Genomic DNA, 15,795 nt, shown 5'->3' with positions numbered 1-15,795 from the left:
GAGCCCGATGTGCGAGGCGACCAGACGCTTGACCGCGCCGGCGTCGATCAGCTTGCCGATGTCCACGCCCTTGCGGGCCGTGTCGTTGGCGATGATCGTCAGGTCGCGTTTGCCCTGCCGCACCAATTCGTCGATCACCCGATGGGGCGAACCGACACCCATGAACCCGCCGATCATCAGCGTGGCGCCGTCCGGTATCTTCGCGACGGCATCCGCAAGGGCGGTCACCTTGGACATGTGGAATCCTCTCCCTGAGCCCGATGGAACGCTGGCGCCGATGCGATCCCCCGAGGGCCAGGGGATTGGGGGTCGCATCGGCGGACGCACTGCGAAGTCTCGAAACGACCGTGGTCGTTCGACGAATCTCCTGTGGCGCTCTTCTTGCCGCCCTCCGGGAGGGGCGGAGCTCCTATCGACGCAATGGTCGTGCCAACTGGCGAAAACCACCGTATTGCCGAATGTGACGCGATCCTACACTCGTTTGAACGCCATGAATACGACGCAAGAATCTTCACGGGTGCGCAAAAAATTGCGCAGTCTGCGTCGCCCGTCACCCCGGAGACTGTGGAACATGCCGCGCGCGGCGATCGAGTGCTTGTCGTCGATCGACTTTCGCGCGATAAGGACGAAGCGCCGCGGGCTCGCTGCCGGCGGCCGTTGCGTCTGGGGTGGCACGTGCGTCTGACCGGTTTCGCCCGTTTCCTGCCGACGCGAAGTCTCCGCAATCGTCTGATGCTGACTTCGCTGGTGGTGGTCGCTCTGCCGATCGCCATCGTCGGCGTCGTGCTGGAGCGCGAAGGGCGTCAGGCCCTGGTCACCGAGAAGCAGGACAAGCTCTTCGCCCTGACCCGGATCCTCGATGCCGACCTCGGTCCCGGCTTCGATGCGCTGCTCGCCGATCTGCCGTCGGGCTGGAGCGACCACGACGCCGCCGTCCGCCACCTCAATGCCCGCCTCGCCGTCCTCACCGACCGCCTCGCCGCCGCCGATCCGGGGGTCGGCGTCGGCTACTATTCGCGCCGCCTCGACGCCATCGTCACCTATGGGCCGAGCCGCGACTACGGCGCCACCGTCGGCCAGCCGATCAAGTCCGACCATCCCGGCCGCCGCGTCATGGAGACCGGCCAACCGCGGGTCGAGGTCGGCGCCCTGGTGCGCGGCCCGATCATGAACGCCATGCTGCCGATCGTCCGCGGCGGCGAGACCATCGGCTACATCTGGGCCAACGAATTCTCCGACGCGATCGAACGCCAGCAACGGCGCATCGACGAGGCGGTGATCCTGTCGAGCATCGGCGGTCTGGTGCTCGCCTTCCTGATCATCTGGATCATGTCGCGGCGCCTGTCGCGCGACGTCGAGGTGATCGTCGAAGGGCTCGAGGTGATGAAGACCGATCTCCATCGCCCGATTCCGCACCTGCGCGACGAGCTCGGCGGCGTCGTCGTTGCGATCAACGCCATGGCCAAGGCACTGCTCGACGCCCGCTCGCTGACCGAGAACATCCTGACCTCGATCGCCGACGGGGTCGTCGCCGTCGATCGCGAAGGCCGGGTCACCGCGATCAATCCGGCGGCGGAAATGCTCTACGAGATCCGCGCCGGCGACGCGCTCGGCCGCCTCTATTGCGAGGTCTTCGCCGGTTGTCCGACCGAGAGCCTGCTGCTCGGCACCCTCGACAACGGCCGGCCGCGGGTCAGCGTCACCATCGACTACCTGCGCGGCGACGAGGTCCTCAAGGTCGACGCCTCGTCGAGCGTGCTGCGCGACGGTGACGGCAACCAGATCGGCGCCGTGGTGGTGCTCAAGGACGTCACCGAGCGCCATCGCCTGATGGGCCAGGTGATGCGCGCCGACCGCCTCGCCGCGCTCGGCGAACTGACCGCCGGCATCGCCCACGAGATCCGCAACCCGCTGACCTCGATCCGCGGCTTCGTCCAGTATCTCGACGATTGCGAGACCATCGAGGAGTGGCGGCAGTACGGGCCGCTGATCATCCGCCAGGTCGACAGTCTCAACCGCATCATCGGCGAACTGCTGGCCTTCGGCCGGCCGCGGCCGCCGCAGATCGGCAAGGTCAAGCTCGACGTGATCGTCGAGGAGACCACGTTCCTCACTCGCGGCAAGTCCGGCGCCCGCATCGAGCTCGATCTCGACCGCTCGGTGCCGGAGATCGAGGCCGACGGCGAAGCCCTGAAACAGGCGCTGCTCAATCTGGTCATCAACGCCATCCAGGCCATCCCCGAGACCGGCACGGTCGTCGTCTCGACCCGCTCCGACGGCGAAGGCAACGCGGTGATCCGGGTGATCGACGACGGCGTCGGGGTCGATCCGGAAAATCTCGACAAGGTTTTCGATCCGTTCTTCTCGACCAAGCCGACCGGCACCGGCCTCGGCCTGGCCATGGTCCATCGCATCGTCGACGCCCATCACGGCGTCATCACCATCGAGAGCCGCCCCGGCGCCGGCACCACCGTCACGGTGCGCCTGCCCTTCGCGCAGCCCGAGCCGGAGGCCCTGCCGTGACCGTCACGCCCGTTCCCGTCGCCCTGGTCGTCGACGACGACGAGGCGATCCGCCAGATGCTCGCCGCGGTCCTCGGCAAGGAGGGGCTGCAGGTGGTCACCGCCACCGACGGCGTCGAAGCGGTCGAGGCCTTCCACCGTCAGCATGCCGCGGTGGTGCTGATGGACATCCGCATGCCGCGGATGAGCGGCCTCGAGGCCCTGAAGAAGATCCTCGAGATCGACCGCGGCACCGCGGTGATCCTGATGACCGCCTTCGCCGAGGTCGGCACCGCCGTCCAGGCGATCAAGGACGGCGCCTTCGACTACGTCATCAAGCCCTACGACATCGAGGAGATCCGCCTGCTGGTGCGGCGCGCCCTCGAGATCCGGACGATGCGCGCCGACATCGTCTCGCTCCGGCGCGAGCTGTCGGAACGCTACGGCGCCGAGGGCATCCTCACCGACAATCCGCGCATGCTGGAACTTCGCCAGACCATCGCCAAGGTGGCCCGCTCCAACGCCACCGTCCTGGTCTCCGGCGAGAGCGGCACCGGCAAGGAACTGGTCGCGGCGGCCGTCCACTACGCCAGCCCGCGTGCCACCGGCCCCTTCGTCAAGGTCAACTGCGCGGCGATTCCCGAAGGTCTGCTCGAGAGCGAGTTCTTCGGCCACGAGAAGGGCGCCTTCACCGGCGCCGCCAACCGCCGCCGCGGCCGCTTCGAACAGGCCGAGCACGGCACGCTGTTGCTCGACGAGATCGGCGAAATCTCGCCCGGCCTCCAGGTCAAGCTCTTGCGGGTGATCCAGGAACGCGAGTTCGAACGGGTCGGCGGCTCGACCACGATCAAGACCGACGTGCGCATCGTCGCCGCCACCAACCGCGACCTCGAGGCGATGGTCCGCGCCGGCACCTTCCGCCAGGACCTCTATTTCCGCCTCAACGTGGTGACGCTGAAGACCATTCCTCTGCGCGAACGCCCCGAGGACATCCGGCTCCTCGCCCACCACTTCCTCGAGCGTTTTTCCGCCGACAACGATCTGGCGATCCGCGGCTTCGATCCGAGCGCCATGGACTGCCTGCTCGCCCATTCCTGGCCCGGCAACGTCCGTGAACTGGCCAATGCAGTGGAGCGCGCCGTGGTGATGTCGACCAACGGCATCATCCTGCCCGAGGACCTGCCGGAGGGCATCGCCTGCCGGACGGCGCCCAACCCCGATGCCCTCTCGGCGACCACCGCGAGCGGCCCGGCCCGGCCGCTGCGCGATCTCGTCAACGAGTTCGAGACCCGGGTGATCCGCGAGGCGCTGGGCCGCAACGGTGGAAATCGCGCCCGCACCGCCGTCGAACTGGCGATCAGCCGCCGCGCGCTGCTCTACAAGCTCCAGGAATACGGCATCGGCCCGGCCGGGCGCGACGGCGAGCCGTGATCGCCCCCGCCGATCGGCGTTGCCGTTGACGCGCATCAATGCGACGAAAGTCGAGATCGGCCATCACCGAGCCCCCAGCCTCACGAGATCCCGCCGTGCCCAGCCGTGACCATCCGACCTTCCGCGATCTGCGCGACTTCGTGGCCTTCCTCGAACGGCGCGGCGACCTCGTCCGGGTCCGCGAGCCGGTGTCGACCGTCCACGAGATGACCGAGATCCACCGCCGCGTGCTCGAGGCTCAGGGACCGGCGCTGCTGTTCGAAAAGCCCCTGCTCGCCGACGGCCGACCGAGCCCGCACCCCGTGCTGGTCAATCTGTTCGGCACCGTCGAGCGCGTCGCCCTCGGCTTCGGCATCGAAGCGGCGCATCTCGGCCGCCTCGGCGACGAACTGGCGGCGCTGCGCGATCCGACCCCGCCGGAGGACTTCGCCGACGCGCTGCGGCGGCTGCCGATGCTCAAGGCGGCGATGAGCACCCGCCCGCGCAAGGTTTCTCGCGCCGCCGTCCAGGAACGGGTGCTGACCGGCGCCGACATCGACCTCGGATCGCTGCCGGTCCAGACCTGTTGGCCGGGCGAACCGGCGCCGCTGGTCACCTGGGGACTGGTGGTCACCCGCCCGCCCGACAGCCGCGCCACTTCGCGCTACAACGTCGGTGTCTACCGCATGCAGGTCGCCGGGCCCGATCGGCTGATCATGCGCTGGCTCGCCCATCGCGGCGGCGCCGGGCACCATCGCGCCTGGGTGAAACGCGGCGAAGAGATGCCGGTGGCGGTGGTGATCGGCGCCGATCCCGGCACCATCCTCTCGGCCGTGCTGCCGTTGCCCGAGACCCTGTCGGAGGTGCATTTCTCCGGCCTGCTGCGCGGCGAGCGGCCGCGGCTGGTCGACGCGGTGTCGGTGCCCCTCAAGGTGCCGGCCGACGCCGAGATCGTCGTCGAAGGCTTCGTCTCGCCGACCGAGACCCTGCCCGAAGGCCCCTACGGCGACCACACCGGCTATTACAATTCGGTCGAAGACTTCCCCGTCATGCGGGTCACGGCGATCACCATGCGCCGCGAGCCGATCTACCTTTCGACCTATACCGGCCGCCCGCCGGACGAGCCGTCGCGCATGGGCGAGGCCTTCAATCGCCTGTTTCTGCCACTCCTCAAGAAACAATTCCCCGAGGTCGTCGACTTCTGGCTGCCGCCCGAAGCCTGCTCCTACCGCATCGCCGTCGCCTCGATCGTCAAGAGCTATCCCGGTCAGGCGCGCCGGGTGATGATGGGCCTGTGGTCGATGCTGCCGCAGTTTGCCTATACCAAGATGATCATCCTGGTCGACGCCGACATCGACATCCGCGATTGGAAGGACGTGATGTGGGCGGTCTCCACCCGCTCCGATCCGTCGCGCGACGTCATGCTGGTCGATCGCACCCCGATCGACTATCTCGATTTCGCCTCGCCCAAGTCCGGGCTCGGCGGCAAGATGGGCCTCGACGCCACCACCAAGGTCGGCACCGAGACCGAACGCGAATGGGGTCGCGTTCTCACGCCCGATCCGGCAGTGTCGGAGCGGATCGACGCGATGTGGGATCGCCTCGGCCTCGACCTCTCCGGGAAATCGCCGCCATGACCGCGCCCGCGCGTCTCGTCCTCGCCCTGACCGGCGCCTCCGGCGCGGCGATCGGTCTGCGCATCGCCGAGATTCTCGCGGCAACCGCGATCGAGACCCATCTGGTGGTCACCGCGGCGGGCGAGCGCACCCTGGCGCTGGAGGTCGGCCCCGACGCGCTTTCCCGGTTGGAGGCGCTGGTCCACACCCGCCACGCCGCCGACGACATCGCCGCGACCCTCGCCAGCGGCTCTTTCGCGACCTGCGGCATGATCGTCGCGCCCTGCTCGATGCGCTGCCTCGGCGCCATCGCCGGAAGCCTCGCCAGCGATCTGGTGGTGCGCGCCGCCGACGTGCACCTCAAGGAGCGCCGGCCGCTGGTGCTCCTGGCGCGTGAGAGCCCGCTCCACCTCGGCCACATCCGCGCCATGGCGGCGGTCACCGAATATGGCGCGATCGTCGCACCGCCGGTGCCGGCCTTCTATCTGAAGCCGGTGTCGGTCGCCGAGATCGTCGACCAGATCGCCCGCCGCGCCCTCGATCTCCTGCGCCTGCCCGGCCCGGCCTTCGCCCGCGCCTGGGGCGGCCCCGACGGCGGGGCGGGCGAGGGCGCGCCATGAGCAAGCGCCCGACCGGTCTCGCGCCCTACGAGCTGTTCTTCCCGCTCGCCGCGATCGAGACCGTCGTCGCGATGGTCGTCTCGGTCGTGGTGTTCGAAGGCAAGCTCGCGCCGCGCAGCGATCTCGCGCCGCAGCTCTGGCACGCCCACGAGATGCTGTTCGGCCATTTCCCCGCCGCCTTCGCCGGGGTGGTGCTGACCGCCCTGCCGCGCTGGACCCGCGACCGGGCGACCGGTGCGCCCGGCCGGCCGGTGCCCGCCGCGGCCACGCTGATCCTCGCCGCCCTGTGGCTCTTCGGCCGCGTGGTGATGCTGACCGATCCGATTCCCGGTTCGGTCGCCCTGCCGGCCGCCGCCTCGGCGCTGTTTCCCCTGGTGCTCGCCGGCGTCGCCGGGGCCCGCATCGTGGAGGCGCGCGACCTCCGCGACTACGGCGTCGTCCTGCTGCTCGTCGCCTTCGCCGCCGCCGACGGTCTGTTCCTGATCGAAGGCTATCGCGATGCGACCACCGGCGTCGGCTTGCGGCTCGGCCTCGCCGGCGCCGCCGCCGGGGCGATGACCCTCGGCGGCCGCATCCTGCCCGCCCTGACCCGCCATCTCGCGACGTCGCGCGGCCGGCCCGAGATCCCGCCGCCGCCAGCGCTGTTCGATGCCGCGGCGCTGGCGTTCGGCATCGCCGCGGCGATCCTCTGGGTGATCGCGCCGCTCGCGCCCGTGACCCTCCTCGCCCTCGGCCTCGCGGCGGCGCTCCATGTCGTCCGTCTGGCTTTCTGGCGCGGCTGGACGGTGATCGACTGGCCGCCGTTCCTGGCGCTCCATGCCGGCTATCTGTTCCTGCCGATCGGCTTCGCCCTGCGCGCCGCCTCGATCGCCGGCGGCGACGACGTCACCCTCGCCGATGCCGCCACCCACGCCTGGGGCGTCGGCACCCTCGGATTGATGTGCGTGTCGATCATGACCAGCGTGGTGCGCCGCTATTCCGACCGCGGTCTGGTCGCCGACCGCCTGGCCAACACCGTCTTCGCCGCGTCGGCGCTGGCCATCGCCCTGCGCTTCGCGGCGATCGCCGGCGGCTCGCCGACGCAGCTGGTGGTCGCCGCCACCGTCGCCTGGGTCGCGACCTACGGCGCCTTCCTGGGGCTCGTCGCCCGCGACCTCGTCGCTCGGCGAGCGGCCCGGTTCGCGTGGGTCCCGGGCGCTGCCGACCGGCCATGAGCCGCCGCCCCTGTCGCGCCGCCCCGGCTTGCGTCTATGATCGCCGCCGCGACCGGACGGGCCCGGGCGACGCGACGAGGAGACGGACGGCATGATCGACGAAACGGAATTGGCGCGGCTCAGGGCGAAATACGGCGAGGCCGCCGGCGGCGCCATCCACGATCCCGAATTCCAGAAGGTGGCGCGGGCCTTCATCGACGAGAACGGCACCCGCGCCGCGCCGTTCATCGGCTTTCCGACCTTCCTCGATGCGCCGGTCCATCCGCTCGTCCCCGGCAAACCCGATTTCGGCGACCTCCAGGTGGCGCTCTACGGCGTGCCGATGGACCTCGGCGTCACCAATCGCCCGGGCTCGCGCTTCGGACCGCGGGCGGTCCGCACCATCGAGCGCATCGGTCCCTACGAACACGTGCTGAAGTGCATGCCGACCCGCGATCTCCGGGTCGCCGACGTCGGCGACATCGTCTTCCGCTCGCGCTATTCCCTCGAAATGTGCCACCAGGACATCGAAGCTTACGTCGCGGCGATGGTGAAGGCCGGCGTGGTGCCGCTCGGCATCGGCGGCGACCATTCGATCTCTCTGCCGATCCTCAAGGCGCTGGGCAAGGACCGGCCGCTGGCGCTGATCCATCTCGACGCCCATTGCGACACCGCCGGGATCTTCGACTATTCGAAGTTCCACCACGGCGGCCCGTTCCGCGAAGCGGTGTTGGAAGGGGCGATCGATCCGACCAAGACCATCCAGATCGGCATCCGCGGCGCCTCCGAATACGTCTGGGAGTTCTCCTACGACTCCGGCATGACGGTGATCCACGCCGAGGACATGCCGCGCCTCGGTATTCCGGCGATCATCGAAAAGGCCCGCGCCGTGGTCGGCGACGCGCCGGTCTACGTCTCCTTCGACGTCGACTGCCTCGATCCCGCCTATGCGCCCGGCACCGGCACGCCGGAGGCCGGCGGCCCCTCGACCCGCGAGATGATGGAACTGCTGCGCGGCCTCGCCGGGCTCGACGTGGTCGGCGGCGACGTCGTCGAAGTGGCGCCGCAATACGACGCCAACACCACCACCGCGCAGGCCGCGGCCCAGGTGCTGTTCGAGATCCTGGCGCTGATGGTGTTCAGCCCCTCGGTCGGCGGCCGCAAGGCCTGAGCGCAAAGGGTGGGGGCGGGGCGGGGAGGGATCCTCCCCTCGTCCGGCGCTTCGAGGTGGCGAGGGGTCGGGATCTTCCTTCCGTTCGGCGCTTCGAACGCCCCTCGTCCGGCGCTTCGATCGGCCCCTCTTCGGCGTTTCGAGGATGCGAGGCCGCGCCCCCCCCTCCCTGTCCTTCCCCCTCGAGGGGGGAGGGGACGTGGTGGATGGGATCCTCGCACGACTCGCGTTGAAGGTTCCGATGGTCGGCGCCGCGGCGTCCCCTCCCCCCTCGAGGGGGAGGGACAGGGAGAGGGGTAAGCAGCGCCGGAACGGGAGCGCGGCGCTCGCGGCCGACCTCGTGACCCCCCTCTCTGTCTCTCCCCCACAAGGGGGGAGAGGACGGCGGGGATGGGGCCTTCGTCCGACGAGCGTCGATGTGTTTCGGTGATCAGCGCCACCACGTTCCCTCCCCCCTCGAGGGGGAGGGACAGGGAGAGGGGCCGAGCCTCGCCGCTCGCTCACCCCACGCTCGGCGTGCCCTTCGGCCTCGCCGCTCGCTGCTCGGCGCGCCGCCCCTCACCCCATCCGGTGGTGCAGCTCCGCGACCAGCACCGCCGCCCCGGCCGTGCCCGGGGTGAGCCGCAGGGTCGCCGGGCCGTCGACGATCGCCGCGTCGCCGTCGCCGAGCGACCGTGCGTCCTCGTCGAAGGCGTCGATCGCCACCGCGCCGAGGGCGACGATCAGCGTCACGTCGGCGGTCACCGCCAGCGGCCGGGTCTCGGCGAGGCGGTGGCGGATCAGGGTGTGGCGCCAGAAGCCGCGTCGGCTCATCACGTTGAGGTCTTCGATCGGCCCGCGGATCAGGCGGGCTTCGATCGGCTCGTCGGCGGCGAAGCCGAACGGCGGCGTATCGCGGTCGAGCCGTACCAGCCGATGCGCGACCGCCAGATCGATGCCCGCCCCGGAGACCACCGCCAGCGTCCGGTCGATGCCGGGAAAGGCCGAAAACGGCCCGTGCCGCTCGACCTTGGCGCGGCTGATTCGCCACGAGAAGTCGTCGAGCCCTGCCCCTTCCGGACACACGGCATATTCGACCGTGGTGCCGCCGCCGTTCTTCCAGGCCATTTCGGGGAGATCGGCGAAACGCAGAATCTGCAAGGGACGGTCCTCTCGGGGCACATACGCCAGGGCGCGGACGCGAGCCTAGAGGGGATCGCGCCCGGCCGATATCCGCAGGACGTCCGAACACGGCGCCTACGTAGTGTTGCCGAGGGCCGCTCAGAGAATCCCGGGCAGGTCGAGCTGCTTCTCGCGCGCCCAATCGCGGGCGATGTCGTAGCCGGCATCGGCGTGGCGCATCACGCCGGTCGCCGGATCGTTCCACAACACCCGCTCGAGCCGTCGCGCCGCGGCCTCCGTGCCGTCGGCGACGATCACCATGCCGGCATGTTGCGAGAAGCCGATGCCGACGCCGCCACCGTGGTGGATCGACACCCAGGTCGCCCCGGACGCACAGTTGAGGAGTGCGTTGAGCAACGGCCAGTCGGACACCGCGTCCGATCCGTCGATCATCGATTCGGTCTCGCGGTTGGGCGAGGCGACGGAACCGGAATCGAGGTGATCGCGGCCGATGACGATCGGCGCCTTCAACTCGCCGCGCGCCACCATCTCGTTGAAGGCGAGGCCGAGGCGATGGCGCTGACCGAGACCGACCCAGCAGATCCGGGCCGGCAGGCCCTGGAACTTGATCCGCGCCCGCGCCATGTCGAGCCAGTTGTGCAGGTGGGGATCGTCGGGGATCAGTTCCTTGACCTTGGCGTCGGTCTTGTAGATGTCCTCCGGATCCCCCGACAGCGCCGCCCAGCGGAACGGCCCGATGCCGCGGCAGAACAGCGGCCGGATATAGGCCGGCACGAAGCCGGGGAAGTCGAAGGCGTCGGCGACGCCCTCTTCGAGCGCCATCTGGCGGATGTTGTTGCCGTAGTCGACGGTCGGCACGCCCTCGTGCCACCAGTCGAGCATCGCCCGGACATGCACCGCCATCGAGGCGCGCGCCGCCTTTTCCACCGCCTTGGGATCGCTCTCGCGCTTGGAGAACCACTGGTCGAGGCTCCAGCCGGCCGGCAGATAGCCGTTGATCGGATCGTGCGCCGAGGTCTGGTCGGTGACCAGATCCGGGCGGATGCCGCGACGGCGCATCTCCGGCAGGATCTCGGCGCAGTTGCCGACCAGCCCGACCGAGACGGGTTTGCCCTCGGCGATCGAGCGCTCGATGATCGCCATCGCCTCGTCGAGCGTGTCGGCCTTGACGTCGACGTAGCCGGTCCGCAGGCGAAACTCGATGCGGCTCGGCTGGCACTCGATCGCCAGACACGAGGCCCCGGCCATGGTCGCGGCCAGCGGCTGCGCCCCGCCCATGCCGCCGAGCCCCCCGGTGAGGATCCACTTGCCCGCCAGCGACCCGCCGAAATGGCGTCGCCCGGCCTCCACGAAGGTCTCGTAGGTGCCCTGCACGATGCCCTGCGCGCCGATGTAGATCCACGACCCGGCCGTCATCTGGCCGTACATCATCAGCCCCTTGCGATCGAGCTCGTGGAACTTGTCCCAGGTCGCCCAATGCGGCACCAGATTGGAATTGGCGATCAGCACCCGCGGCGCATCGGTATGGGTGCGGAACACCCCGACCGGCTTGCCCGACTGGATCAGCAGGGTCTCGTCGTCGCGCAGCCGCTTCAGGGTCGCGACGATTTTGTCGAAGCTCTCCCAGTCGCGCGCCGCCCGGCCGATGCCGCCATAGACCACCAGTTCCGACGGTCGCTCGGCGACGTCGGGGTCGAGGTTGTTCATCAGCATCCGCATCGCCGCCTCGGTCAGCCAGCTCCGAGCGGTGATCTCGGGGCCGGTGGCGGCGCGGATGATGCGGTCGTTGTCGATGCGGGTCATGCGACGAAGTCCTCGGTCGGTTGTTTGCTCGGCAGCGTCGTTGGGCGCGCTGCGGCCTCGGGTCTCGCGGCCGCCTCGGCGGCCACCAGTTCGGCGATGCGACGGCGGAAGCGCAGCGGCCCGGCGTCGATCGGCAGATTGATCGGCGGAACGATCGCCGTGTCGATGCCGTGCTGCACGGCGCCGAGGATCACCCGATCTTCTTCGAAGGCGAATTTCACCGCCGCGGCGAAGCTGGCGTCGACCGCAGTGTCGTCGGGGGCGAAGTTGCGCATCTGGAACCAGAAATAGCGCGTCCGCTGGCCGTCGATCGGCGTCATGAAGTTGTACGAGTCCATCAGGAAGGCGTCCGGGTGGAGCGGTTCGCCCGGCCCGCCGCTGCCCGCCGGCACGAAGATCGCCTTGATGATCGCATGGGCCGGAAAGCGCACCTCGTAGTGCTGCTCGCGATCGGCGTTGCCGGTGAATTTGGTGAAGGGCGCGTAGAACGGCGCCACTTCGACGTCCATCATCCAGCGCGAGACGATGATTCCGTCCTCGGTCGGCCGCGCCCGGACCGGCACCTCCTCGCAGGCCGCGTTGCCGAACGAGGTCTGATGGACCCAGGCGACATGGCTCGGATCGAGCAGATTGTCGGTGATGTAGAGCCAGTTGCAGTCGACCGCCATCGACCCCGGCGCCGTCCGCCCCCAGCTCGCGTCGTCCCAGTGCTCGACCGCGAAGATCTCCGCCGGATCGGCTTCGGCCGCGTCGCCGGTCCAGATCCACAGCAGGCCGTAGCGGTCGACCACCGGCCACGACCTGACGCCGATGCGTTCGGCGACCTGCGGCGTCGCCGGCACCCGTACGCATTGGCCGCTGCCGTCGAAGCGCAGGCCGTGATAGCCGCATTCGACCACGTCCCCCTGCAGGCGGCCCATCGACAGCGGCAGCTTGCGATGCGGGCAGGCGTCGTCGAGCGCCACCGGACTGCCGTCCTCGCGGCGATAGAGCACGATCGGTCGATCGAGGATGCGCACGGGGGTGAGCGTGCGGCCGATCTCGCTGGAGATTGCGGCGACGTACCAGGCCTTTTCGACGAACATGGTCGATCTCCTCTCGCGCGACGGCCCTCCGGCCGGATCGAATGGGGTGCCCGCGCCGGCCGCGGACGGATGCACCGTCCCGCCGGCCTCTCGTCACAGCAGGCCGGCGGCCCCGCGGTCGAGATAGGTGTCGAGGAACTGCTCGATGCGCGGATGCCGCGGCTTGCCGAACACCGTGCCCGGCGCTCCCTCGACCAGCAGCTTGCCGTGATCGAGGAACACGATCTTGGAGGCGACCGAAGCGGCGAAGCCGATCTCGTGGGTCACCACCAGCATGGTCATGCCGGAGTCTGCGAGCCCCCGCATGACCGACAGCACTTCGCCGGTCAGTTCCGGGTCGAGAGACGAGGTCGGCTCGTCGAACAGCATGATCCGTGGCTCCAGCGCCAGCGCCCGGGCGATCGCCACGCGCTGCTGCTGGCCGCCGGACAGTTCGCTCGGATAGTGCTCGGCCCGCGCCGCCAGCCCGACCTTGTCGAGCTCGGCCATCGCCTTGGCGTTGGCCGCGGCGCGCGGCATGCCGTGGACGGTGACCAGCGCCTCGGCGACATTGCCGAGCGCCGTCATGTGCGGCCACAGGTTGAACTGCTGGAACACCATGCCGATCTTGGCGCGGACTTGGCGCACCGAGGCCTGCGGCAGGCGCATCCGCTCGCCGTTCGGGCCCAACCCGAAGCCGAGCGGTTCGCCGTCGATCTCGATGAAGCCGTCGGTCGCTTCCTCGAGCAGGGCGATGCAGCGCAGGAGCGTGCTCTTGCCCGAGCCCGAGGGGCCGATCAGACAGGTGACCTCGCCGCGCGGGGCGTCGAGATCGATGCCCGACAGCACCTCGACGTCGCCGAAACGCTTGACGAGACCGCGGACGCGGATGGCGGGAACCGTGCTCATGAGTGGGCGAACCGATATCTGGAGAGGCGGGCTTCGGCGTAGCGACCGGCGCGGCCGCAGAGCTCGACCAGCGCCCAGTAGACCAGGGCGAGAATGGTGAAGGCCTCGACGAAGGCGTAGTCGCGGTTGCCGATGATGTCGACTTGGAACTTCAGTTCCTTGACCGAGATGATCGAGAGCACCGCGGTCTCCTTGAGGAGCAGGATGCTCATGTTGACCATCGCCGGCAGCACCAACATGGTCATCTCCGGCAGGATGATGCGCCGCAGCGTCTGCCAGCGGTCGAGGCCGACGGTGGTCGCGGCTTCGATGTGGCCGCGCGGAATGGCGTCGAAGCCGGCGCGGAACAGTTCGGAGAAATAGGCGCCGGCATAGATGGTCAGGCCGAGGATGCCGGCCTCGAACGGGTCGAGCGTCAGGCAGGCCGAGGCGCCGCCGAGCTCGAGGCACAGATAGGGTCCGCCGAAATAGAGCAGATAGGCCTGCACCAGGAACGGCGTGCCGCGGATCACCTCGACGCAGGCCTTGAGCAGCCAGTCGATCGGGCGCGGTCCGTAGCGTCGAGCCACCGCCGTCAGGAAGCCGAGGACGGTGCCGAGCAGCGTGCCGACCACCCACAACACGCAGGTGTTGACGAGGCCGGAAAGGATGTTGCGGCCGTCCTCGCCGCCGAGATAGCCGAGAAGGCTGGTCATGCGTGCCCCCGGCGTGCCGATCGTTCCGCCCACAGTCCGAGACCGGCGACGACGAGATTGATGACGAGATAGATGAAGCCGGCCGAAGCGAAGATCGGCAGCGGCTGATAGGTCGACGAGGCGAGATCCTTGGCCATGGTGGTCAGCTCGACCACGCCGACCACCGAGATCAGCGACGACGACTTCAGGATCATGATCGCTTCCGAGGTCAGCGCCGGCAGGGTCAGGCGCACGGCGATCGGCAGGCGAATGCGGCGGAAGGTGGCGCGGGCCGACAGCCCGCACATGTCGGCGGCTTCGACCACCCCGCGCGGCACCGACTGGAAGCCGCCGCGCAGGATCTCCGCCTGATAGGACGCGGTCGAGAACGACAGGCCGATCACCGCGGCGACCTCGCTCGGCACGTTGAGGCCGATCTTGGGCAGGAGATAGTAGATCAGCAGCAGCTGGATCAGCAGCGGCGTGCCGCGGAAGAAGCTCACGAACAGCCGCGCCGGACGGGCGACAGCCGCTCGGCCGGAGAGGTCGGCGCCGCAGATCGCCGCCGCCAGGAGAAAACCGAAGAAGATGGAGACGGCGCTGTAGACGATCGTCAGGCCCGAGGCCTCGACCAGCAGCCAGAAGAGTTCCCAGGACATGCGGCGCCGTCTCCGGTGGCGGGGCCGGCCCTGCCGCGGTTCGGCAGCAGGGCCACTAGGCGATCGTCGGACCCTGCCGCGGTTCGGCAGGGCCCTACGCGATCGTCAGAGGCTGGGTTCCTTGACCTCGGCCGGGGTGTCGAACTCGACGCCGAACCACTTCTTCTGGATCTTGCCCATGCGCCCGTCGGCCTTGATCTTGCCCATCGCCACGGCGACGGCTTCGTTCAGCTTGACGTGCTCGGCGTCGGCGTTCTCCGGGAAGCCGAAGTAGGTCTTCGGTCCGAAGGTCGGCAGCACCACCTCGAAGGCGCCGCTGGTCTGGGCGACGAAGGCGATGTTCGGCAGCGAGTTGGCGACCGCGGCGATGCGGCCGGCGGCGAGATCGGCGTAGGCCTCGTTGAAGCCGACGTATTCCTTCACTTCACCCTGCTTCGGCAGCTTCTTGACCAGGTCCTGCAACAGCGACAGCTGCACGGTGGCCTTGCCGGCGCCGGTGGCCTTGCCGGCGATGTCTTCCGGCTTGGTGATGCTGGCGTCGCCCTTCTTCTTCAGGATCGCCACGGTCGCTTCGGCGATCGGCGGCGAGAACTTGTAGCGCTCCAGGCGCTTCTTGGTGATCGTCGCGGGACCGGCGACGATGTCGAACTTGCCGCTCTCCAGGCCGGGCAGGACGCCGTCCCAGGGCAGCGCGATCCATTCGATCTTGACGCCCAGTTCCTTGCCGATCTCGTCGAACAGGTCGACGTTGAGGCCGACGTGCTTGCCCTTGTCGATGAAGTCGAAGGGGGCGAATTCGGTCTCGGTACCGACCTTGAGCACGCCGGCCTTCTTGACCGCGTCGAGGACGTCGGCAGAGGCGACCTTCGGGGCCAGGGTCGACAGGCCCAGGGACACCCCGAGGGCGAGAGACCAGTTGATGAGCACGCGCCTGTTCATACGACCACTCTCCGTTTGGATGGATGATTTCGACCGACCAGCCCGAGGGCTTTGTCTAGACATAATGCACTGCACCAGCCCGGTCCTTGTCAACGGCCGTTTTGGGGGGCACCG

General features: G+C 69.2%; 14 protein-coding genes. 6 read left to right on the top strand and 8 right to left on the bottom strand.

Annotated features, from left to right (window positions below; all coding sequences use genetic code 11):
- Positions 1 to 237 (bottom strand): CoA-transferase (locus tag EYW49_RS02565; protein WP_323052976.1); only part of this gene is annotated, 237 nt, incomplete at its 3' end.
- A gap of 183 nt (positions 238 to 420) precedes the next feature.
- Between EYW49_RS02565 and atoS the strand changes: the two genes are divergently transcribed.
- The 6 genes from atoS to speB all read left to right on the top strand — a co-directional run bounded on the left by atoS (position 421) and on the right by speB (position 8,511).
- Positions 421 to 2,523, top strand: coding sequence for a two-component system sensor histidine kinase AtoS (gene atoS, locus EYW49_RS02560; protein ID WP_206365362.1), 2,103 nt, complete (start codon positions 421 to 423; stop codon positions 2,521 to 2,523).
- Positions 2,520 to 3,932 carry an acetoacetate metabolism transcriptional regulator AtoC gene (atoC, locus tag EYW49_RS02555; protein ID WP_206365361.1) on the top strand — a complete coding sequence of 471 codons (1,413 nt, stop codon included), beginning with the start codon at positions 2,520 to 2,522 and terminating at the stop codon, positions 3,930 to 3,932. The genes atoS and atoC overlap by 4 nt, the downstream gene beginning before the upstream one ends.
- 95 nt (positions 3,933 to 4,027) lie before the next feature.
- Positions 4,028 to 5,548 carry a UbiD family decarboxylase gene (locus EYW49_RS02550; protein WP_131305663.1) on the top strand — a complete coding sequence of 507 codons (1,521 nt, stop codon included), beginning with the start codon at positions 4,028 to 4,030 and terminating at the stop codon, positions 5,546 to 5,548.
- Entirely contained in the window at positions 5,545 to 6,147 is a 603-nt protein-coding gene (locus EYW49_RS02545; RefSeq protein ID WP_131305661.1) for a UbiX family flavin prenyltransferase, read from the top strand. Before EYW49_RS02550 ends, EYW49_RS02545 begins: the two co-directional genes overlap by 4 nt.
- The gene (locus EYW49_RS02540; RefSeq protein ID WP_131305658.1) at positions 6,144 to 7,361 is read left to right on the top strand and encodes an NnrS family protein; all 1,218 of its coding nucleotides are present in this window, start codon (positions 6,144 to 6,146) and stop codon (positions 7,359 to 7,361) included. Before EYW49_RS02545 ends, EYW49_RS02540 begins: the two co-directional genes overlap by 4 nt.
- A gap of 91 nt (positions 7,362 to 7,452) precedes the next feature.
- Complete coding sequence (speB, locus tag EYW49_RS02535) at positions 7,453 to 8,511, top strand: agmatinase (RefSeq protein WP_131305655.1); 1,059 nt, start codon at positions 7,453 to 7,455, stop codon at positions 8,509 to 8,511.
- 558 nt (positions 8,512 to 9,069) lie between these two features.
- Here the strand turns inward: speB and EYW49_RS02530 are convergent.
- The 7 genes from EYW49_RS02530 to EYW49_RS02500 all read right to left on the bottom strand — a co-directional run bounded on the left by EYW49_RS02530 (position 9,070) and on the right by EYW49_RS02500 (position 15,681).
- Positions 9,070 to 9,651, bottom strand: coding sequence for a HutD/Ves family protein (locus tag EYW49_RS02530; RefSeq protein WP_131305653.1), 582 nt, complete (start codon positions 9,649 to 9,651; stop codon positions 9,070 to 9,072).
- A 120-nt stretch (positions 9,652 to 9,771) separates the two neighbouring features.
- Positions 9,772 to 11,436 (bottom strand): urocanate hydratase, encoded by a 1,665-nt coding sequence (gene hutU, locus EYW49_RS02525; RefSeq protein ID WP_131305650.1) that lies wholly within the window; start codon positions 11,434 to 11,436, stop codon positions 9,772 to 9,774.
- Positions 11,433 to 12,521 (bottom strand): aromatic ring-hydroxylating dioxygenase subunit alpha, encoded by a 1,089-nt coding sequence (locus EYW49_RS02520; protein WP_131305647.1) that lies wholly within the window; start codon positions 12,519 to 12,521, stop codon positions 11,433 to 11,435. Before EYW49_RS02520 ends, hutU begins: the two co-directional genes overlap by 4 nt.
- A 93-nt stretch (positions 12,522 to 12,614) precedes the next feature.
- Positions 12,615 to 13,409: an amino acid ABC transporter ATP-binding protein gene (locus tag EYW49_RS02515; RefSeq protein ID WP_131305644.1), complete on the bottom strand. Its 795-nt coding sequence runs from the start codon at positions 13,407 to 13,409 to the stop codon at positions 12,615 to 12,617.
- On the bottom strand, positions 13,406 to 14,104 hold the full coding sequence (locus tag EYW49_RS02510) for an amino acid ABC transporter permease (protein WP_131305641.1): 699 nt from the start codon (positions 14,102 to 14,104) through the stop codon (positions 13,406 to 13,408). The genes EYW49_RS02515 and EYW49_RS02510 overlap by 4 nt, the downstream gene beginning before the upstream one ends.
- A complete protein-coding gene (locus tag EYW49_RS02505; RefSeq protein ID WP_131305637.1) occupies positions 14,101 to 14,742 on the bottom strand; it encodes an amino acid ABC transporter permease in 642 nt (213 codons plus the stop codon). The genes EYW49_RS02510 and EYW49_RS02505 overlap by 4 nt, the downstream gene beginning before the upstream one ends.
- Before the next feature lie 105 nt (positions 14,743 to 14,847).
- The gene (locus EYW49_RS02500) at positions 14,848 to 15,681 is read right to left on the bottom strand and encodes a transporter substrate-binding domain-containing protein (RefSeq protein ID WP_131305634.1); all 834 of its coding nucleotides are present in this window, start codon (positions 15,679 to 15,681) and stop codon (positions 14,848 to 14,850) included.
- Between the last annotated feature and the right edge of the window lie 114 nt (positions 15,682 to 15,795).

It is taken from the genome of Siculibacillus lacustris, from assembly GCF_004328075.1.
GTDB lineage: Bacteria > Pseudomonadota > Alphaproteobacteria > Rhizobiales > Ancalomicrobiaceae > Siculibacillus > Siculibacillus lacustris.
Note: the sequence above shows the minus strand (reverse complement) of the source record. Positions and strands in the feature narration are given on the sequence as shown.